Below are 21166 nucleotides of genomic sequence, written 5' to 3'. Positions count from 1 at the left end.
GCCTCAACCCTCCGCTCTGGACAGATCAGGGTAGGGGGGGTGTCTGTTGTGCCCGTTTGCGAACTTCACCAGCACAATGGTGACATTGTCTGTTCCGCCCCGCGCCAGCACCATTTGCAGCAGATTTTCGCAAGCCGCCTGAGGCGTCGCGGACACCACCGCGGCTCCGATCTCGGCGTCGGTCAAATGCGCCGTCAGCCCATCTGTGCACAACACAAAGATGTCTCCCGGCATGATTTCGCCTTGCTGGAAATCGATGACGATTTCGTCGCTGACGCCTACCGCATGCGTGATGACATTGCGGCGCGGCCAGGTGAGCGCCTCGGCTGCGCTGATCATGCCGCGATCGAGAAGTTCCTGAACTTCGGTGTGGTCCCTCGAGATCTGCGAGATCGAGGCGTTGCGGACCAGATAAACCCGGCTGTCGCCCGCCCACAGGCAGGCAAATCGCCCATCCATCGCCAAGAGGGCGGCAACGGTGGAGCCGATGGTTATGCCGCGGGATTCGGAGATCCTGCGGATCTCGGCGTTGGCGCGGCTCAGCCTGTCCTCGAAGCGCGCCCGAAGATCTGGGGCGGAGCTGGCAATCCCGATCGTGGCCAGATGATCGACAATGCTGGCTGAAGCGACCTCTCCGGCTTCATGTCCACCCATTCCGTCGGCCACCACCCACAGGCCGGTTCGTGGCTCGACCAGATAGTTGTCTTCATTATGCTCACGGACACAGCCATTGTGGCTCACGCCGAAGCTTTCAAAGGAAAGGGCGACATCGCTCACCTTGCCACCAAGCGCTTCTCAAAGCGTCCTCTGCGGCGCACCTTCAGGCGCTCGCTGCCGCCACTTTGCCACAGGCTGGAATATTAAAGTATCGAAATTTCTGGAGCGCGTCACTGCAAGGAAAAGCCCGAGAAATGGTCACGACGCGACGCGGCTGTCAGCTGCCCCTACTGCGATCTCCCCGGATATCGCGGGGCCGCGCTGGTTGACTTAGGCAGTACCGTATCTATATGTTCCTCATGTAAACCATTGAGGTCATCATGGCTCGGACAGCGCCAAACACAACTGTTCTCCGGTCTGATAGCCTTCAGGCGATGTTTCTTCGACGCGCCACGTCAGCGCTGGAGCGCATAGCAGCCACTGCCTCTTCGAAGGTTCTCTCTGACGCTTTGTCAGCCCCGACCGATGCCGGTTCGCTCGCCCGGCTTCTCAGCCAGTCTGACGTCATCGGGTCAGCTGTCATAGAACTCGACCCACTCGTTCCCGCCCTTGCAAGGAACGTCGAACACCGCAAGATTCTGATCGAGCGTGCGGGTGGCACCTTGTCGGCCGAGGATGCTGGACGGCTGCTCGGCATTTCGCGACAGGCAGTGGACAAGCGCCGGCGGGCCGGGTCGTTGCTTGCCGTTCGGGAGGGAAGCGACTGGCGATATCCTGCTTGTCAATTTGACGAAACAGATGTGGTCGCCGGCATCGCGGACGTTGTGCGGGCCTACACTTCAGCCGGACCGTGGATGGCGCTGGACTTCTTGCTCGCCCCAGACTCGGTGCTTGGTGGGCGCACGCCACTTGAGGCGTTGAGGGCCGGCGATCGAGATTCAGTGCTGCGCGTTTTACGCAGTGAGGCTGCGGATGGGTTTGCGTGATTTCCATGGAGCGGGCAGCACGCCGAGGTCCACTAGGTGTGGCGCCTGCTCCTCCCGATTGGCTTGACGATATCTCGCTTCCTATTGATGAAATAGAAGCCGGTCAGGTGTTGCACCGTATTCACCGAACTTGGCTCGACCCGATTTTTTTCGGCCCGGGACGAGGCGTGCCGCCGGCCGGTCGTTTTGACAGCGCGGGCGGGTGGTTCGGAGTCATTTATGCCGGGCTGACGCTTCGCGGCGCGCTGGCCGAAACACTGCTCCGCAATCCGCAACGCCTCATGGTCAGCATGGCAGATATACTGGAGCGCTCCGCATCAGCGTTGGTCTCGGACCGGCCGTTGCAGGTTGTGCGTTTGTATGGACCGGGACTTCAAGCCGTGGGCACGGACAACGCGATTTCGACCGGGCCTTATGAGTCTTGCGGACTTTGGTCTGACGCGCTGTGGCGTCATCGAGATCAGCCGGACGGATTGGCCTACCAATCGCGACACGATTCCAGCGAGATCTGCCTCGCTCTCTTTGAGAGACCTGACTTTCAACTTCTGCCGCAGGAAACCCGATCCTTGTCGAGCATGTTCGACGAAGTTGCAGCGGTGCTCGACAGTTATGGAAAATCCGTTTCGCTACCCACCAGATAGGGCATCAGCTAGCGCTGCCAGCGACACACGCTTGTCGGGGGCCTGGCGCGGCGGTTGCTTGCCTGGATTGCTGGCGGACGGTCTGGGCATGCACACAAACCAGGCGCTTTGGACTTTGAGCCGCTACCAATCTCAAAACGCCTTCGGACAGCTAAATGCCGAAAGTGCCGGAAGGAAGAAGGGAGTGGGACCGGAACCGGCCTGAATCGTGTAGGCCACGTCACGTCCGCCGATTACGAAGCGGGCTTCAACAATGCTGTCCTTGGTGGTGATCGTGGCCTTGTCCAGCAACCGTTTCAGCGACCACGGCCCTTCGAACTTGATGGCGGATTCGCGGCCCGGCATTTCCGGGGTCAGTCTCAGACTGGCAGATCCCGCGGCCATGCCGTTCGGCCAGGACACGGTGCTTGGCGCATTACCCGCCTGCTTGCTCTGGACGATCTGGCCATCGACATCGAGCACCGCAGCATCTGCATCGCCGTGCAGCGAGAACGGGGTAAAGGTTAGGTCGACCGAGGGCGCTGACCCGCCCGAGGGAAAAAATGCGCCGCGGATTTCCGCAGCCAGCTGGAAGTCTTTCAGCGTTGGCTTCGAGAGGTCGCGCCCGAAGCGCGCATCCTGTTTCCAGCTCCAGTCCTGGCCGCTCATGTCGATCAACGATGCGAGATTTTGTGCGAAGAACCGGTCCATCAGGCCGCCCGGAGCGAACAACTTTGCAAAATCCGCCATCGCAATATCCTCGGTGGCGTCGCTGGCGAAAGGATAGCGGCCGTTGACCGCCTCCTCGCAGGGCTGTGTGACGGCCTGGTCGAGCATCTGGTTCAAATTCGCCACCGAAATTTCGGCCGCGTTGCCGTCAAACTCGTCTGCCGTCGCATTGACCATTCTGCCGAGTTGCTTGGGCAGACGCGATACATTGGCGCGAAGGGTGGCTATCTGCAGCTGCAGGTTCGTGTTGACGCGTTCGGTCTGTGAAGGGACCTCCGTCGCCAGTTGCAGGCTCTGGTAGATATCACGAAAATTCTGGGTCAATGCATCGATCGGACGGTGTCCGACAGGACCGCTCACCAGGGCTTGAAACGACCTGAACTGCGCTTCGATGTTTGCCCCGGGATTCTGGCTTTGTGAGCTCGCCGATCCCGTACCGGCACGGCTTTGCGATTTTGCGGTGCCGATTTGAATGCCGATGCGAGCGAGGCCCTTGGCCATGTGTGCGGCGTCCTGGGACTGGCTCTGGGCGATGCCTTTTGCCCCGGCGTCCGAGTCTCTGCCGGACACCGGGTCGCGCGTCAGAGCTGTTTCGTTGGCGATCGCCGTAAAAAGCTGTTCGATCGGCGAGGTTGGTGAGGCGACGGCGGAAAGCGCGACATAGTGCGGCGCGTCGTTCAGCATTGCTTTGAATTTCAAGCCGTCGAGAACGCTGTTCCACGCGGCTGTAAACTCCTTGCCGTAGCGATCGAGAAGTTCGGGGCCGAGCTTGAGCAAATCCTGATCGATACTGCCTTGCTCGCCGCCACCGCCCAGAACCCACTGATCGTCGACGAGCATCTGCGCAACGCGCGAAAGTTGTCCAAGATAGAAGTTGTTGAAGCCGGCATAGGTGTAGAGACCGGGAACACGAAGTTTCGACAGATCGCCGCCATCGACGCGCTCGAACACAAACTGCGCTTCCGGCCCACCTTTGAGGGAAACAGCAAAATCGTCCAGCGCAGCCGCGTACACCGCCGACTTGATCAAAGCGGACGCACGATCGGCAAGGCTCATGCGCCCGAGTGAGCGTTGAGCCGCTTCGACAAGTGGCTGGTTGAGTTCGAAAACCGGATCATAGGCATCGTCCAACGCAAGCATGGCGCGCAGGTGCTTTTCGAGCTGCCCGCGTCCTTCGCGGTTGCTCTCGCCCGGATACCGGTGCTGCTCCCAATCCTGCTTCATCCAGGAAATGATCAAGGCGTCGTCGACCTTAGGTGCCTTGCCGCCGAGCATCAGATAGATCTTCAGCGGTTCATAGAGCTGGGCCGGGTCAGCCATCGTCGCTTGGACGGTCCGCTCAGCCTGAATCAGCAGACGCGATCGGAACATTCGTTCCAGTGCTTGCCGGTAAGCCGTTTTGGATGCTGAAAGAAGCCTTTCCCGCTGGCTTAGGCCGAACGTTTCTTTGATCGGCGTCGGTAAGTCACTGCTTTCGAAGCCGGCCGGCAGGTTGCGCAGTTGATCGAGCGGCCCAATGACGTTTTCGAGGTCAACATCGGTAACCGTGGTGCTTTTGAGCAGGGCGTCCGTCGTGTCGCGATACTGGCTCGTGGCCTGCATGGTGGAGGCGATCAGCGAGCGGTTAGCCGTAAAGCTCAAGCCGAGCGTTCCAAGTGTCGCCGCGGTGAGCAACGCTATGAGGCCAAAGCCGCCATATCTGATGGCCGCTGTCCGCCTCTCAGCCGACCTGTCGTACGAAACCCATCCGGATTCGGCGAAAATGACCTTAGTCAGAAGATCATGCAAAAAAAAGCTTTTGCCGGTTCCTGACAGATGGTCGTGGGAATTGTTGCCGAAACTGCGGCCGATTGCGCCCAGCAGCTGATCAATCGGCGTTCCCTCTTGGGTGCCTGACGAAAAATAGAACCCACGCAAGCTGACATTCACCTGGCTGCGGACCGGATCGAACAGGCTGGTGACGAAACTGGCAATTCGGCCCTTTATAGCGCCAAACTGAGCCGGGAAGCCAAAGATCGATATGCGCGCGACCGGATCAGCCTCCTCCTGCAGGCGGTCAGCCATCTCTTCCGCCAAACGTCTTGCCAGTGCATCGAATTCGGCCGGAGCCTCACCAGCCATATTCTTGTTGCGGTCTGTGGTCTGGAATGTCGCGCCCCAGACCTTGCGCCTGCGCGGCTCGTCGAAATCGCCGAAATAATCCATGAAGCCGGAAACAAGATCGGCCTTGGTGAAAAGCAGGTACACCGGAAACTGGATTTTCAGCGTTTCGTAGATTTCCCTCAGGCGACTGCGTATTTCCAGGACGTGGGCGTCGAGCTGCTGGTCGTCGAGACTGATGAGGTCGACAAGGCTGATGGCCAGGATGACCCCGTTTATCGGGTGCCTGGCGCGGTATTTCTTAAGCAGGGACAAGAAGGCGAGCCAGCTCTTGCTGTCGCTTCCGGCATTGGAATCCTGCGTCGTGTAGCGTCCTGCCGTATCGATCAGCACTGCCTCTTCGGTGAACCACCAGTCGCAGGAGCGGGTGCCGCCGACACCGGCCACCGGCTGGGCGTTTCCCGAACCGGCAAGCGGAAAATTCAGGCCCGAATTGACCAGTGCCGTCGTCTTGCCTGCGCCAGGCGGACCAATGATGACGTACCAGGGGATATCGTAGAGGAAATTGCGCTTGCCGCTCGACCGCTTCAACGCTGCGATGGCTTCATTCATGCGCGCCTCGAGTACCGGCGAATCGTCATTGCTGCCCTCGGCGCGAGCGACGACCGTCTCGAGCGCTTTTTGCGCCTTTCTCCTCTGCCAAAAGCCCACTGCGTAAAAGAGGGCCGCGATCGCCACGATCGTGCCGATGATTGTCGCGCGCAGCCAGACGGATCCCAGAGGCCGGATATCGGCGAAGCGGATCAAAGGTCCGGCAAACCAGACCGCCGCCGCGAAACCGGCCAACGCGAACGTGCTGAATATCCGCAGCAGCCAACGCGTCATGGGCGTTTCCCACCGGCGGTGTTCACAGCGTTTCCTCCTTGGGGATCATCACGTCGACACGGCGGTTCTTGGCGCGGCCTTCGGGCGTCGCGTTGTCGGCAATTGGCTCGTCTTCGCCCTTGCCGTCGGTGGTTATTCGCGAGGGATTGCTGAATTTCGGGGCGATCATTGTTTCAACGGCCTTCGCCCGGGCGACGGAAAGGTCGAAGTTGGATTTGAACGGGCTCGATTTCCGTGGCTTCACATTGTCCGTGTGGCCGACGATCCTGATTGGCCCGGGCTCGCGCTCCAGGGCTGCGGCGATCTCTGCGGCTAGTGGCTGAAACTCAGGCTTCACTTCGGCCTTGCCAGGCTGGAACAACACGAGATTGTTGATCTCCACCACGATGAAGTCGCCCTTAGTGCCGATGGTCAGCCCGCCGCGCTCGATTTGCGTGACCAGCGCCGAACGGATGCGATCGATCTGCGTGGTTGCGGCCGGCGGGACGACTTTCGCCGGTTCGGCAAGCGGCGCCACGCTGGCGCGCTCGATGGTCAGCGGCGTCGATGGGTTGAGCGCCAGCAATTGGCTGGCGGCAGCATCGCCCTCGTCCGTCATGAAGACCCGCAACGTGAAGAACGCCGCCGTCAGCAGGGCCGACGCCGTTGCCGCAACGACCCAGAGCGGCAGGCGGCCCGAAGACGGCACCATCGTCGCCGCCATGCCTTGCCAGCGCGGTGAGATGTCCTCTCCGGCGCGGGCCCTGAAGTAGCGGAGCGTCTCATAGACATCGCCCCGGACACGTTCAAGACTGGTGTCTTCGCGCGCCAGGCCCCGATACTGGCCCTCAAATCCCAGGGACAGGCAGACATGCATCAGCTCGAGCAGATCGTAGTGCGGCTCCGGATTGGCCAATACCTTGTTCAGTGCTTCGAAGAAGCCCGCGCCAGTGGGCTCAACGTGAAAGAACTGTAATAGCATGCTGTGCTGCGCCCAGGCGTCTTTGCCGGCCCAGGGCAGGTTGCCGATAAGATCGTCGGCGGTTTCGCAAAGAGCGAATTTTGCGATGCGTGCGTCCTCTTCGGCAACGCCTGACTTCTCCAGTGTCCGGTCGAACCTCTCCAGCGCTTCGGCGATATGTTCCGCCAATGGCTCTGCTTGCCTTTCGACGGAGATAAGCCTGAGTTGCGCAAACAGCATGAGCAGTGGCGCTGACGCGGCGAGCATCTGATTTGCCGCCGAATATTTAATGCTGTCCGCGGCCTCCAGCAGGACCTCCTGCTGGATGGCCTGCCTTGATGCGACCGCCCCGGTTTTCGCCGCAGCACCGGATGGTGCTCCTTGATAAAGAACGGTTCCGGATGTCCAGCCCGGTGGCGCATGGCTGCCGATACCAGGATCGAAAACCGTCGAGTCCTTGACTTGCGAGGGACTGACACTGTCCGCGATGGGCTCCTTTGGGGGTAGGCCTGGATTCTGCGCGCGCCGGGGATTGGCGCGAATGACAGTCTTGCCCGCTGGGCCGAAAGGACCGTCCTTCGAGCTCATCGTCCGGGTTCCGTCGCCATGCGGTGTCGGCTTCTGTGGGTGAGAGGCGCCAGACGTTTCCTGGCCGGACCGGGCAAGCAAGGGGCCTGCCGGCGAGAGTGTGCTCCTGACGAAGCCTGCCTACAGGATGCTATGCCGCCGTAACATGACATTTGCCGCGACCCCCAGGTCAATCAGGCTTACCCGCTTGGCGAACTGTCGTAGGTGATCGTAGTCTCAGATATTGCCGATTGGAACATGATGCGGCACGCCAACGATTTTTTCTTGGTCAGCTGCAGCGCCGCGGTCCCTTGGATTGTTTTATTTTTGCTTGTCGGCTTTGGCATAGGCCTCGCTGAAATAAGCCAGGAATATGTCCAGCATACCGTTTTCGTGGCCCTCCTCCATCGTCCGCCATGTCGTGACAAAGGCGTCCCATGCCTGACTTTTCTTGGAGGTAAACGATGACGGCGGGAGCTTTTTGCCGATCGCTTCCGGCGACAGGTCGTCAAGCAGTCGCGACAGCGCAGCTTGCATGGCGGCATAAGTCGCAAATTCGTGCGTCTTGAGATCGCGGAACGCGTCTTCGATACTGTTCCTGGCATCGAGATAGCCGGCTCTGCGCCGTGCAAACATGATTTCGAGTATGTCGTCGATATCCGGCACGAACTTCAGGGGGTTGTTGTCGGCCGAGCTTATCATTGTTCGGTGTGGGCTCTTGGCCAATGTCTTTGCAGCCGCACGTGCCTTCAGCAGCAAGGCCAGTTGTTCGACCACGACCCGAAGGACCGAGCCGATTTCGGCCGCAACTTCGTGCGGGTCCCGCGACTGCAGCAGTTCCGGGGAAATACCCGCTCCAATCGCGATTTCCCGCAGCACCTCGTCTCTCGTCGAAGGAACGGACGCGGGCAGCGACGGTGCTTGTTGCCCGAGCCATCGCTCTGCCGAACCCAAGAAAGGCTCGCCTCCAGAGTCAAGCTGCCGATCGACCACGACGGGCATGTGTCGTTGCGTCGAATCTTGGTTGCCTTGCGGATGAGTTGGCGTGGCGCGCTCGTCAATCGATACAGAGATGACGTAGCGGCCGACCAGGAGCCTGTCGCCGTGGTCCAGCCGGTGCGGACCGGTGATGCGTTGGCTCGATCCGTTAATGAAAGTGCCATTGCGCGAAATATCGTGAAGCCAAAACGCGCCTGCCTCGTATCGGATCTGGCAATGCCGGCCGGAGATGAACTTGTCAGGGTCGGGTAAGATCCAGTCGCAATTTTCGCGCCCGATTTTGAAGCTGCGATCACGCGATCTGTAGCCGGGCGACACGCCAGCGGGCAGGGCATCGACATTGCTGATCTGCAGACTGATTAACATGCGAAATCGCCTGTGTGATCGCTGGCGGCCTTGTCGGCACGATACTCCATGTTTTTAGCGTGGCTAATCCAAATTCGCATCACTTTGGCGCAAGGCAGCGGGCGAACCCTGGATCTTGCAGATTCGCCCAGCTCTGCATGGTCTCTTTGGCCGGCGCAACAACATGTGATACGCTCAACACGGACCAGCAACCCAGCGAGAATTGGTGTGGGCTTTGAGTTCCTGAACCTGATGTCGTTAATATAGCAGGACCTTCAAATCCACTGGGGGGCGGGTCCAGGAGGGGCACGACCAATGCCGAATGAACGTGCCACGGTTGTGCAGACGCCGCTTGGCGCCGAACTGTTGACCTTCACGCATCTTGTCGGGCGCGATGAGATAAGCCGTTCTTTCGCCTATACGGTTGGGTTCGTAAGCACCGACCACGACATCGATCCGCTGAAGATGCTGGGTGGGGCTGTCTCGATCGAAGGTGAATCCGATCCGAAACGTTGGTTCAGCGGCCTTGTGTCCGAGTTCAGACTTACCCGGATCGAGGACCGATTGGCCTATTACGAAGCGGTCGCCAGACCATGGCTCTGGTTTCTCGCCAACACGACCGATTGCCGTATTTTTCAAAACATGAGCGTTGTCGAAATCGTCGAAGAAGTGTTTTCGAAATACAGCACGGCAAAATTCGAGAAGCGTCTGCAAGGCTCCTATCCATCGCGCGAATACTGCGTGCAATATGACGAGACCGATCTCGATTTCGTGCAGCGGCTGCTCGAGCACGAGGGCATTCTGTATTTCTTCGAGCATGACGATGGCAAGCACACGCTTGTGCTCGCCGATGCCATGAGCAAGCTGAAGCCGGCGCCAGGTTATGAGAAAGTGCCTTACCACTTTGAGGGGCAGGGCTCCCGGCGCGATGTCGAATATATCACCGAATGGATCCCGGGCAGTTCGGTGCGGCCGGGCGCCTATGTCCATACCGATTATGATTTCAAGAAGCCGGGCGCCGACCTGATGGCCAAATCGGCCCAGCCGTTCAGTCACAAGTTGGCCGCGGGCGAGAATTTCCGTCAGCCCGGCGCGCATCTCGAGGTGGGCCGCGGCGACAGCCTGGCGGCGATCCGACGCGAGGAAATCCAGGCGGTGCACCAGCGCATCGCCGCGGTTGGAACCGTGCGCGGCCTGTATTCAGGCTGCACGTTCAAACTGGACGGCTTTCCGCGCGAGGACCAGAACCAGGAGTATCTGGTGGTCAGCGCCGAATACAGGCTGTTCGACCCTGGCTACAGAGCCCATGCGGATATCGACAGCGAGAACTTCAAGGTGATCCTTGGTGTGGCGCCAATGGCCTTGCCCTATCGTCCGCCGCGGGTCACGACACGGCCGATCATGCGTGGCCCTCAGACGGCGACGGTGGTCGGTCCGTCCGGCGAGGAGATATTCACCGACAAATATGCACGGGTGAAAGTGCAGTTCCATTGGGATCGGCTGGGCAAGAAGGACCAGAACAGCTCCTGTTTCGTGCGGGTCTCGCAAACCTGGGCCGGCAGCGGCTGGGGTTTCATCCAGATACCGCGCATCGGGCAGGAGGTCATCGTCGACTTTATCGAAGGTGATCCTGACCTGCCGATCATTACCGGCAGGGTCTACAACGCCGCGCAGATGCCGCCCTACGGACTGCCCGGCAATGCCACGCAATCCGGCTGGAAATCCGATTCATCGAAAGGCGGCGGCGGCTACAACGAGCTGATGTTCGAGGACAAGGCCGGCTCCGAGCTGGTCAATTTCCAAGCGCAGAAGGACCACCACCTTCTGATCAAGCACGACCGCAACAAGCTGGTACAGCATGACCAGTCGGACCGCATCGATCACGACGCCAAGCACTCCGTAGGGCACAACCTCGACGAGGACGTCGGCAACAACAAGACGGTCAAGGTCGGCGTCGACCAGACAACGAATATCGGCTCGAACGACACCGAGACGGTGGGCGTGAACCGTTCGCTGACAGTCGAGGCCAACGAAACCATCCATGTAGTGTCGAACTCGACAGAGAATATCGACGCCAATCATTCGCAGACAGTAGGGATTGTGCAGACCATCACGGTGGGTGCTGCTCGCGTCGATACGGTCGGGGCGGCCGAGACGCGAAGCGTCGGCGGTCCGCAGGTGAATACAATCGGCGCGACAAGGTCGGTGACTGTTGGCTCCGCTCAAAGTCACAGTATCGGGGCCTCCGACACTTGGACCATTGCCGCCGATCAGAGCGTAAGCATCGGTGCCGGACAGACCATCGCAATAGCCGCCTCACAGGCAATCGACGTAGGGGCCTCGCGCATCTCGAACATCAAGTCCAATGACAGCACTGACGTCGGCGGCGGGTACATACTGAAAGTCGCCAAGGGAAGCTTGACGGACGTGAAGGAAAGCGGCGTCGTCAATATCGGGAAGGAATTTACGCTCGAGGCAGCGGATTCAATCACCTTTAAATGCGGCAGCGCCAAGATTGTCATGAAAAAAGATGGAACCATTACCATCGACGGCAAGGACATCTTCACGAAGGCGTCCGGCAAGATCAACACCAAAGCCTCGGGTGACATCGTCATGAAGGGCTCGAGCATTAATCAAAATTGAGGTTAGCTATGAGCAAGGTGAAGCAGAGCATCGACGGCGTCGTGATTGGTGTTTTTCTCGGCTACGGTGACGATGGCCCACTTGTCGTTTTTCCCGGCAATCCGCAAGAGCAGGCGCTTTCGGCGCGCGCTCTCGTTGAGCTGACCCTGGATATGGTCGGGTCCGAAGTGGCTCTTCTGTTCGAGGATGGCAATCTGCTGCGTCCTTTGATCATGGGGCGTATCGTCGACCCCGCGCGCAAAGCAGCTGCCTTTACGCAGGTCCTGAGCGATGGTGAATATGTTCGGGTGAAAGCCCAGAAACGAATCGAGCTTCGATGCGGCAAAGCAAGCATCATCATGGACAGCGACGGTCATATTGTCATTCGGGGGACTTACGTCGTCAGCCATGCCAGCGGTGCTAACAACATTCGCGGCGGCTCGATCAATCTGAATTAATGTCCGCCTCCGAGCATCGCACCAGGGCGTGGCCCAAGAGACGTGTGGCAACGGATATCGTTCGCCAGCATGCGGAGCGGGCTGCATTCCTCTGGGCGCAGCGTGACAATTTGTTGGCAAGTGATCCCCCGGACCCAAAAGCTATCGACAGCGTAGGTCAGCGTCTGGCAATCAACTTAGACGGATTGCGAATCGCAAGTGCGAGTGCCTGGCCGTTTTTGCTGAAGCAATATGAAGACTTCTCTGAAAAGGGCGAGCTGTTTGCCTTGGGCTGGGCTGCGCTCGAGCTGATGGACAACGGGCGTGTCGGCCAGGTGGTCGAATTTGGACGTCTCGCTCCAGACAGTACGCCTGGCCTGTTGGGAGCTCTCGCCTGGCATGATGCAATGACGATTGCTCCCTTTGTGCGCGAATGGATAGGCAGCGGCGATGCCTTCAAACGCCTGCTGGCCGTTTCGGCTTGCCAGGAACATAGCGTGGATCCTAAGCACATTCTTGTACGATTGGTTCGTGATTCAGATGCCAAGGTTTGTGCCACGAGCGCACGATTGGCCGGCACGCTGAAACGGACGGACCTCGCACGCGAGCTCTTCGATCGACTTGTCGATCGCGACGAATTCGTGCGTTTGTGGGCGGCTTGGGCTCTGACGGAACTTGGCTCCGGCGATGCCGCACGCGACAACCTCAAGAAGGCTGTGCCTACTGCTGGAGTAAATGCGCTAGTTGCTATGCGCGCCGTTGTGAAGGCAGGCCCCGAAAAGGAAGTTCGTGCATGGATGGGCCGAATGATGACTGCCCCCGTGACGGCACCGCTTGCGGTGCGCGGCATCGGAATGCTGGGCGACCGCAGAGTATTGAATTGGCTGGTTGATCGCATGCGCGAGCCGCAGCTGGCAATTGCTGCCGGCGCCGCGTTTCTCGAGCTGTTTCCCGAGGCGAGGGAAGATGGCGATCTCTTCACCATCGACGCCACAGAGGCCGGAAAGCCCTTTCTCGCATGCTTTGTCGACGGCATGGCGAAAGTGCCTTTAGCGGACAAGGTCGAAGCCTGGGGCAGGGCAGCCGGCCTGCTGGTCACGCGGTAGAGCACGGAGGGTCAACCCGCTGGAGTTTTCAGGTCGCAATCGGATGGCCGAAAAAGTAACGCTGACCTGATGCAAATTTGTGTACGTCATTGCTCTCGAGGAACGTCTCAAGAATGCCGGCGGCCTGAAGCGGATTCAGGTCGGCCTCCTCATTGAAGAAACCCGAGCAGTTGACGCCCGTCGTCGCTTCGAAGAGCAGTCGTTCGCGATAGAGCCGCCCCAATTGAAAGTCACCAATCCCCGAGCGTATTCTACCAAGCATGCTCTTTGCAATATTTACAATATCAAGTATTTCCCCCCCGAAGATGGGCACTTCGGGTGACGCAATCTTCTGGATCAGGTTGCCGCGCGAACTTGCAACGCGAGGAAAATATGCCTCGCGATTGATCCTCTCCCCATCCTCGAGCTCCTCAGTGGCGCCAGCCATGATTGCGTTGTCATCTGCTTCGAGCAAATAGGAGAGTTCACGTTCTATCTGGCGCCTCGGCTCGATATCTAAGGCTCTATTGTGGAGGTCCAAGAGACGATCAATCGCCCTAATATTGGATGTAGCACCCAATGCCATCGCCAAAAAGTACAAGTAATTATCGGAGTCCTTGTTTTCTATATAGTTAAAAACGTCCAAAACGATTTCAATTGTTCCTGCATATCCAGAAAGTGTGGATGCGGCATGCCAAACCACGTATAGGGGATTTTCCCTTATTAGCGGCCCGAGTTTCGAGAGGTCTGTAAATCTTCCTCGTTCACAGGCGAGGAATTGGCCGGCAATTCTCTCCCAAAGCCTGTTGCTGGAGAGAAGTTCTGCCAAATCAAGTGATTGAAGATCGAGCTTGTTGATGTGAAATCCAACAGCCAGGTCCTGGAAGTCATAGTCAGAAATTTTCGGGTATTTAGCCATATGTACGCCTACGGAAGAAGATCATTTACTTTTTCGAGCTCACTCTGTAAGTTTTCGATCTCATTGCATTCCGGGTAGTCCATGAAATGCTGCGGAACGACATTGCCTTTGTTGTTGCAGCCGCCCGCCATCCTCGGGGTTTTGTGATTGAGTTTGCCCGGATTGGGTGTACCTGGCGGGCTTCCTGCTGGTGGGGCTGCCGGAACTGTTTGTTTCGTAACTCTTTCCCATGCTCTTGTGACCTGGGTTTTCTTAAGAGGCGTGAATGCATCATAAGCAGCCTGTGCGGGCGTCGGACCCGCCGGCTTGGCTGGGGTTGCAAGAGAAGGTATTCGCGCACCTTTGGGAATGTCAAAGTACAAGGCGCAACCTTGATTGTCTGCCTTGTGCACATTCGGACAACTGGGCTTTCCTTCTTTGGCCAGACGCCTGTTTTTCGCTTTCAGCCTATTCATCTTTTTAAGAACGCCTGATAAATGGGCCTGTTCGGTGGCCTTAGTTGGCTTGATACTCGCGACCTTCTTCTTCCAGAAGTCGTTTTCCTTCATCACAGGGTAGGCCTTGTTGGTTGCAGGGTCTTTCTGCCAGGAGTGGAGATTAAGACCACAGCAAGGGCACTTACCAGCCTCGACTGCCTTCTTCGCTTGCTTAAAATTCTGCGTCTCTCTTGAAGGCTGAGGCGGTGTGGCTCCAACATGTGATGCGTGGTTGCTCGTTGTCAGGTCGATGTGACGACAAACGTTCTTGTCCTCGAATTTCACGCTCATGCACCAGGATTGGAAGTAGGTCTTTCCTGTGATCTGGTGCGTAATGACCGATGCCCCGAACGTGCGGGTTGCGGCCTCGTTTCCGAGCGGGGATGTTTTGTAGTAAGATTTCTGTGCCAGCGCGACGGGCTTGCCTCCGATATAGACGGTTTCGGAGCCTTCCTTCAGGTCACTTGAAAAGGACGTGTTGGGGTAAGGAACGGGAATTGGACCCGCCGGCGGCGAGGGCGGTGACATGCAAACATCTGGGAACCGGGCGATGGACTGGTTCATGCCGTTCTTGCCGGCAATTTCCCATTTTTCCGCGAAGACGTCTTTCGTCACCTGTTGCCCCGCCCTACGCTGTCACAATGGCGGCGGCCCGGCCACCGAAGCTTGAGCTTCCATGCAGCGCTGCGATTGCTCCAGGAGCATAGTTTCTCTTATAGGCCTGCTCCGCCCAGGCAAACTGGATAAGGCCGGCAGCCGCCCCGCTGTCGCCGATACAGTCGGCCGCATGCCACACCGGTTGTTCAGGCCGGGTTTTTCGCATCGTTCTCATCTGGGCAAGAACGAGCTCTTCGAACGCATAAGACTCGCCCGCGACATCGGACAGGCGGAATGCCACGTCATGCATGTGCACGCCGGCCTCTTCCAAGGCGATCTTCAGCGCTGCGGTAAGGCCATTGGCGCGGAGAGGCTCCTCGTTGTAAATTGTTGCTGTTTCACGACCGAGCCCAAGACCCCTTACGATAACGTGGCTCTGGGTAATTGGCTGCCGGCTGACAACGGTTATGCAGGCACCTTCTCCGGGAATAAGACCGTCGGTCTCGATTGTGGTCTTTAAGCGTGCCCTGGCATCCAGCCAGCCGAGGGTGCGCGCATCGATGAGACTGTCCACGGCCAAAACGATGCAAGCGGGCACGTCACGGTTTTGCAGCAGGTCGCGGGCACGCGAAATTGCCGCGAAGGCTGAAATCGGGCCGGCTGCTATATGTCCCGATTTCGGACCGGCCAGCGGCGCTCCGTGCGGTAGCGTGATACCGCCGAGGATGCCGTTTATCCGGCCCCCGGGCATCTCGGGCTCCCGCGTGCACAGGATCAGCGGCATCTGCCCCCAAGGCAACGCCTCAGTAGCGTCGGGATCCAACTGATCAATTGCGAACTCTACCAGTGCGGAAAGTCGGTCTCGGCCCCGCAAATCAGGCGCAAATGCATTAACAACAGCACCAAGAATCGCCTCACCATTAGCGTCGCGGTATGGCAACTCACCAAAGGCCGCAATACCCGCGCGCATCGCCGCGACCGCACTAGCGGGAGAATAACCGACCGGAGAGACGAGGCTGAGACAGGAGATTGCGGTCACGACCAGCGCCGCATTTTCTTGAGTTCTTTGATGGCCACTGCCAAGCCGGCATAGTGCGGCTTGTCGCCGTCCTCCGGGATAAGGCTTACACCGACATGAACTTCTTGCAGCTTGGTCATCTTACGCGGCAACTTCGTCGCAACCCGTCCAACAAGCACGATTCGGTTCTCGTGGGGCACAAGGACCAGTGTGTCAGGGCGCAATGCCCTGGACTCGGTTATGTCATTGAAAAGGAAACGCACCGGGATCGAGAGCGCAGGCAGTCTTACCTTGAACTTCCCGCTTTTGTTCATGTTCAGGCAGCCGAACATCAGACCTTCGGTGAGCTGATCCACCCATTGATCCTGCGGCGCCGCCTGGAAATAACGGTCGTCGAAGTCGTGCGGCAGGAAGGGCAAGACGTTGTCCATCCAATGCTTGTCGTATGTGCCAGCATATAGCGCTCTCTCCTTCGCGAAGCGCGGTACAGGGCCGAAGCCGATCGGGCGCGGTCGGTCGTTCCAGATGCGCATCCGCGAATGCGGGTGCTCGATACAAGGCAGTGTCGTTCCGTCGATGTTGCTCTGGCCGACCAGATAGCCGGTGCCAATCGGGTTGACAGCATCGCTGCTATGCTTGGCGGGATCAGGATTGGTGCGGTCGGTGCCGCCGAAAGCAAGATGCCAGGCGAGTGGCATCGATATGAACGGAGTCGGCGGCGACGCCTGAATGCCAAGGCCGCCCCGGAACCAACGCCGCTGCCCGGTTACGATTGCACGTTTTTGTAGGTTGGGTCCAAATAGTCCTACCTCGAGCGACTCAATGGGTCGCCCGCCCGGCGCCATTGCCGCTGCGTCGAGCAGAACCTCGCACTTCGGCTTGACAGGGACAAAGTCTGTCTCGACTCGAATTGAAGTCGTTTCCGGGTCACCATAGTGCGTATCGGAATAGACGAATGGCGACTGCTGTTTGCTGGGCGTGCATTTTCCGTCTGTATCGACATCGAATGTAGCGCGGACGACAGCCACACAGTGTCTTACGCAGTGCTTGTCCTGATAGGGAAAAGCTTCTGCCAAAAATGGCGTGGTATTGCCGCTAACAAACATCAGTGTTCGCCCCCGTATAAGCTGGTCTCCCAGCTCTCCGCAAAGATTTGTTCCAACGTCGTCTGCGGCGACAGCGGGTCGATGTCGAAAATGTCCGAACGCGCTGTCCACATCGCCATATCGCTGATGAGCTCTTCGCCCGGCTCAACCTGCGGCACTGGTAGCGCAGCCAGCGCGCCATCCAATTCATCCGGCGTCAGCTCGCCGTCTTGGGCGGCGATGGCCACCTTTTCGATCTCGGCAAACCATGCATCGGCATACGCTAGCTCGACGGGAGCCTCGGAAAGCTGCACGACGACGCTCAACGGGAACTGCCTGCCAACTCTGTCGGCGCTCTGCACGATGACGCCTGCCGATGCGCCGAGAAAATCCGGACCGGTCAGGAACCGCAGCGGTGTGCCGCGCGCCCAGGATTCCGAGCCAATGAGCGGGACGACATGCTGCGCCAGCCAGCGGTCCCAGGCGCGAACAAAATCTCCCGGCAGCCGCCGGGTGACAAAATCGCCGGTCGCGGGCATTTTGCCGTAAAAGCCAGGCAGGATCATATCTGTGGCGGACATGAAAATTTCTTGAACATCTGCAGGTTGTAAGGGTTTTCGACGCTGGCAGCCTTGAGTTGGAAGTCGGCATACATCCCTTTGGTGCCCAGGCGCAGGCTGTAGACGTCCGACAGCGAGGTGCCGGTGAAGCGACCGCTGCGCAACATTCTCAGCCACGCCCAGCTGCCGGTCTCGTTGAGCAAGATTTCGGGCGAGCCATCGATCGGCTGGAAGGCAAGCGAGATGACCCCTGTGCCGTCCTTGCCGGGCCACGTCATCGGCTGCGGCCTCGTTGCATTGTTATAGTAGACGAGATTCTGCCCATCGAGGTTGAGCGTCACGCGCGCGACATTGGGCGACAGGTCCTTCGGTTCGAGCGTGAAGCTCATCAGCGGGCCTGAACCGCCGGGAAAGAGATCATCGCGGATCCGCCTTGCCTGTTCGAACGCGGCCAGTGCCGACGGGTCGAGGCCGAAATCGGCGCGCCATTTCCATGGCTGCGCTGACGTGTCGACATAGCTGATCAGGTGGTCGTTAATGAAGGTGTCGATCAGGCCTGCCGGTCCGAACAGGCGGGCGAAGTCGCGGACATTGACGTCGACGGCGCTGTCAGGGCTGAAGGGATAGCGGTTGTTGAGTGCTGCCTGGCAGAACGGCAGGATGTCGGCGCGCCAGATGGCGTTGAGCTCCGAGGTGACCGCCTTCTGCGTCAGCCCGCTCGTATCGCCGGCAATACCGCCCAACCAATCATCGATCGGGTCGGGCAGGATCTGCGCCTGCCTGGCAACCGCTCCAGTCAGTTCGGCAAGGCCGCCCTGTTTCTTGATGGCGTCCTGAGGATCGGGATTGGCCGTCACGGTCTGCAGCACATTGGACAGTGCGGTCAGCGCGACAATGGCGGCGTCGAGCGCCGGCGGCTGACCGTCGACCTCGGCGATGGCGCCCCTGAGCGGCTTGAAATGCTCGGCCACCAGACTGCCGGTAAGATCCACTTCGTCGGCGGAGCCGGCACGCGGCAAAAGCTTTGCTCCGGTTTTTACGATCTTGCCAAGCTTGCCCAGCTTGCCAAGCAGTTTCGAGCCACCTGCCGCCGCTGCCTTGTCGTTTGCCGGCGCGTCATCGGACCGCGTAAGCTCGGTCTCCTGGACCACCGCGGTGACCAAGCGCTTCAGCGCGGAGTCGGCACTTGAAAGATCCTTGAGGTTCTCACTGGCGACGTTGAGGTCGGTCAATGGCGCCAGCCTCATGTCGCGCAGGAAGCTGTCCCATTGCGCGATATAGTCGTCGTAATAGAGCTTCAGAATATCCTCTGACAGCGCTGACACCGAGGTTTCGGAATTTTCCGAGCAACCGCCGGCGAACACCGCCCGGTCGAGTGCTGCCTGGGCGGCGACATCCTCAACCCGGTCGAGAATGGCGTCATGGAAGCCGGCATAGGTAAACGCTCCCGAAATGCCGACCCGAAGCGTCTTGTCGGAACGCCGCGCAAAGACCTTTGCGCCGTTGGGGCCGGCGAAGTTGGCAGGAATCCATTCCTTGAGCGCAGTCACCGCCGGGTCGGCCAGCAGTTGTTTATAGGCACGCGCCGGCAAGGAAATCGTACAGACGGTTTTCAGTGCCTCTGCAACCAACGCCTGGTCCGGGGCGATATAACTGGCGTCAACCGCCATGCGACGGATCGCGGCAAGCTGGTGCTCTTCGGCGTCAGCTGTCGGAAAGGGGGCAGCCGCGGCGAATTCAGGCAGCTTGTTCACCCACCAGTCCTGGGCGAAATCCGGATCCATCTGAGAAAGGCCGGTCATCATGCGATAGGTCTTCAGCGCGCCAAGCATGAAGTCCGGATCGCGGATCTGCCGCCACATCGTCGCCTCGAGCAGCGCCACCATGTGCGGCTCGAGAACGTTGCGCAAAGCATGGTCGTAAGTGTCGGTCTGTGCCCGCACCAGTTCCGCCGAGGCTGATGGCCCCAGCAAATCCTGTGCTGCGCCAGGCGGCGGGGTACGGGCATTTGCGACCTCATCCATCGCACTGAGGGCGCCATCGATCGCGGGCTGTTCTACGGATGCCGGGTTTGCCGCGGCCGAGGTCAGTGGCGTTTGCAGCGCCTCGAACTGGCTTGCCTGGGCCGTGATCGCGTTGCGGTTGTCGTAATAGGACCAGGTGAACAGCCCGCTGACCAGTAGGGCGGCTGCGGCACATGCGGCGGCCGCGCCACGCCAGATCCAGGCGCGGCGGCGTTGCGCCAGCGGATCGAAGGTGCCGAGGCCGGCTTCCTTGAAGATGACTTCTGTAAGCAGGTTCTTCAGGAAGAAGCTGCGTTTTTCGACACGCGGCGCGGCCAACGCCCGGCGCGGCGGAAGACCGAAGGAGGCAGACAGCGCCGCGGTCAGCCGGTCGATGGGCGCCCCTTCCTGGGTCGCCGATGTCAGATAAAGGCCACGCAGCCAGGCGGCCTCCTCATACCGGCTTTCGCCGAACATCGCCTCGATCAGTACCTGGATCGGCTCGGACAGGCTGGCGAGTTGGGCGGGAAACCTGAAGATTTCGGCGCGGGCAGCAAGCTTGTCTTCGTCCTCCAGCCGGGGCACCAGCCGCCGCTCGAGCTCGGTTGCTAACGTCGCGATTTCCCGCTCGATGGTCTTTGCATCGACATGCGCATCGAGTGCGAACGTCGTCCCCCAGACCTGCTCGCGCGCAGCCGTCGACAAACCGCCGAAGAAAGCCTCGAACCCCTTGATCAGGTCGGCTTTGGTCAGCATCAGATAGACGGGAAGGCGGATTTCGAGGCGATCGTTGAGTTCGGCCAGCCGACGGCGGATCTTGCGGCCATGCGCCTTGATGGCGTCGTCGCCCTCCGAAAGCACATCGATCGAAAGCGCGACGATCACACCATTGAGCGCGCGACGGCCCCGGTGCTTCTTCAAAAGGTCGAGAAAGCCCAGCCACTCCACCGCGTCGACGTCGGGTTGGCTCTCCTGTTGGACATAGCGGCCCGCAGTGTCGATCAGAACGGCGCTCTCCGAAAAGAACCAATCGCAATTGCGCGTGCCGCCGACCCCTTGCAGGTCGTCGGTCAGGTCGATCGGAAAGTTCAACCCCGACTGCCGCAAGGCTGTGGTCTTGCCGGTGGCCGGCGGCCCGACGATCACGTACCAGGGCATCTCGCGCAGGAACTTGCGACCGCCCAGTTTGCGGCGCTTCAACTCGGCCATGACCTCAGCGAACTTGGCTCCGACGGCAGCAACATTCTCTTCGCCGGGGCTGAGTGGCTTCTCTACCGCCGGCGCGGCGATTTCGGCGACGAACATCCGGTTGGCACGGATCGCCCGACGCTGGGCAACGATCAGCCAGATCAGCCAGAAGATGACCAGCAGCGCGATGATGACGATGCGCACATTGTCCGAGGCGAAAGGGTCGTAAGGTCCGACCCTGACGATCGGCCCGAATATCCAGATCACCAAGGAAAGCAGCGTGATGCCAATCAGTGTCCACAGCCAGCGCGATGTCAGGACCGCCCAGAGGAAGCGCAGGATGAACAT

15 protein-coding genes are annotated in these 21166 nt (G+C 59.4%); 5 read left to right on the top strand and 10 right to left on the bottom strand.

Annotated features, from left to right (window positions below):
* Nucleotides 1-3: 3 nt before the first annotated feature.
* Entirely contained in the window at nt 4-777 is a 774-nt protein-coding gene (locus NKH70_RS25190; RefSeq protein ID WP_352778884.1) for a PP2C family protein-serine/threonine phosphatase, read from the bottom strand.
* Nucleotides 778-1037: 260 nt separating this feature from the next.
* On the opposite strand from NKH70_RS25190, the gene NKH70_RS25185 reads away from it, so the two are divergent.
* Both NKH70_RS25185 and NKH70_RS25180 read left to right on the top strand, forming a co-directional pair.
* On the top strand, nt 1038-1643 hold the full coding sequence (locus NKH70_RS25185; protein WP_353026290.1) for a helix-turn-helix domain-containing protein: 606 nt from the start codon (nt 1038-1040) through the stop codon (nt 1641-1643).
* Nucleotides 1644-1648: 5 nt separating this feature from the next.
* Nucleotides 1649-2284, top strand: a complete 636-nt coding sequence (locus tag NKH70_RS25180) for an RES family NAD+ phosphorylase (RefSeq protein ID WP_353026300.1) — start codon at nt 1649-1651, stop codon at nt 2282-2284.
* Nucleotides 2285-2416: 132 nt separating this feature from the next.
* Here NKH70_RS25180 and tssM (NKH70_RS25175) read toward each other — a convergent pair whose 3' ends face one another.
* The 3 genes from tssM (NKH70_RS25175) to tagH all read right to left on the bottom strand — a co-directional run bounded on the left by tssM (NKH70_RS25175) (nt 2417) and on the right by tagH (nt 8849).
* On the bottom strand, nt 2417-5977 hold the full coding sequence (tssM, locus tag NKH70_RS25175) for a type VI secretion system membrane subunit TssM (RefSeq protein WP_353026288.1): 3561 nt from the start codon (nt 5975-5977) through the stop codon (nt 2417-2419).
* Nucleotides 5978-5999: 22 nt separating this feature from the next.
* Nucleotides 6000-7505, bottom strand: coding sequence for a type VI secretion system protein TssL, long form (tssL, locus tag NKH70_RS25170; RefSeq protein WP_353026287.1), 1506 nt, complete (start codon nt 7503-7505; stop codon nt 6000-6002).
* Nucleotides 7506-7805: 300 nt separating this feature from the next.
* Nucleotides 7806-8849, bottom strand: coding sequence for a type VI secretion system-associated FHA domain protein TagH (gene tagH, locus NKH70_RS25165; protein ID WP_353026286.1), 1044 nt, complete (start codon nt 8847-8849; stop codon nt 7806-7808).
* A 294-nt stretch (nt 8850-9143) separates the two neighbouring features.
* On the opposite strand from tagH, the gene NKH70_RS25160 reads away from it, so the two are divergent.
* The 3 genes from NKH70_RS25160 to NKH70_RS25150 are packed head-to-tail and all read left to right on the top strand — an operon-like array spanning nt 9144 to nt 12993.
* On the top strand, nt 9144-11471 hold the full coding sequence (locus NKH70_RS25160; RefSeq protein ID WP_353026285.1) for a type VI secretion system Vgr family protein: 2328 nt from the start codon (nt 9144-9146) through the stop codon (nt 11469-11471).
* Between the two features lie 8 nt (nt 11472-11479).
* Nucleotides 11480-11908, top strand: a complete 429-nt coding sequence (locus tag NKH70_RS25155) for a DUF6484 domain-containing protein (protein WP_352778896.1) — start codon at nt 11480-11482, stop codon at nt 11906-11908.
* A gap of 44 nt (nt 11909-11952) precedes the next feature.
* Nucleotides 11953-12993, top strand: coding sequence for a HEAT repeat domain-containing protein (locus tag NKH70_RS25150; protein ID WP_353026283.1), 1041 nt, complete (start codon nt 11953-11955; stop codon nt 12991-12993).
* A gap of 28 nt (nt 12994-13021) precedes the next feature.
* Here NKH70_RS25150 and NKH70_RS25145 read toward each other — a convergent pair whose 3' ends face one another.
* From NKH70_RS25145 to tssM (NKH70_RS25120), 6 genes are read right to left on the bottom strand one after another with little or no spacing between them, the layout of a single operon-like run.
* The gene (locus NKH70_RS25145; protein WP_352778900.1) at nt 13022-13891 is read right to left on the bottom strand and encodes a hypothetical protein; all 870 of its coding nucleotides are present in this window, start codon (nt 13889-13891) and stop codon (nt 13022-13024) included.
* Between the two features lie 8 nt (nt 13892-13899).
* Nucleotides 13900-14982 carry a DUF4150 domain-containing protein gene (locus tag NKH70_RS25140; RefSeq protein ID WP_352778903.1) on the bottom strand — a complete coding sequence of 361 codons (1083 nt, stop codon included), beginning with the start codon at nt 14980-14982 and terminating at the stop codon, nt 13900-13902.
* 13 nt (nt 14983-14995) lie between these two features.
* A complete protein-coding gene (locus tag NKH70_RS25135) occupies nt 14996-16003 on the bottom strand; it encodes a hypothetical protein (RefSeq protein ID WP_352778905.1) in 1008 nt (335 codons plus the stop codon).
* Nucleotides 16000-17088, bottom strand: coding sequence for a DUF2169 family type VI secretion system accessory protein (locus NKH70_RS25130; RefSeq protein ID WP_353026282.1), 1089 nt, complete (start codon nt 17086-17088; stop codon nt 16000-16002). The genes NKH70_RS25135 and NKH70_RS25130 overlap by 4 nt, the downstream gene beginning before the upstream one ends.
* Entirely contained in the window at nt 17088-17648 is a 561-nt protein-coding gene (gene tagF / locus NKH70_RS25125; RefSeq protein WP_353026280.1) for a type VI secretion system-associated protein TagF, read from the bottom strand. Before tagF ends, NKH70_RS25130 begins: the two co-directional genes overlap by 1 nt.
* Complete coding sequence (gene tssM, locus NKH70_RS25120) at nt 17630-21166, bottom strand: type VI secretion system membrane subunit TssM (protein WP_352719898.1); 3537 nt, start codon at nt 21164-21166, stop codon at nt 17630-17632. Before tssM (NKH70_RS25120) ends, tagF begins: the two co-directional genes overlap by 19 nt.

The organism is Mesorhizobium sp. M0991 (assembly GCF_040318915.1).
GTDB lineage: Bacteria > Pseudomonadota > Alphaproteobacteria > Rhizobiales > Rhizobiaceae > Mesorhizobium.
The sequence above is the reverse complement of the archived record's forward strand: the minus strand, read 5'-3'. Positions and strand labels throughout refer to the sequence as shown.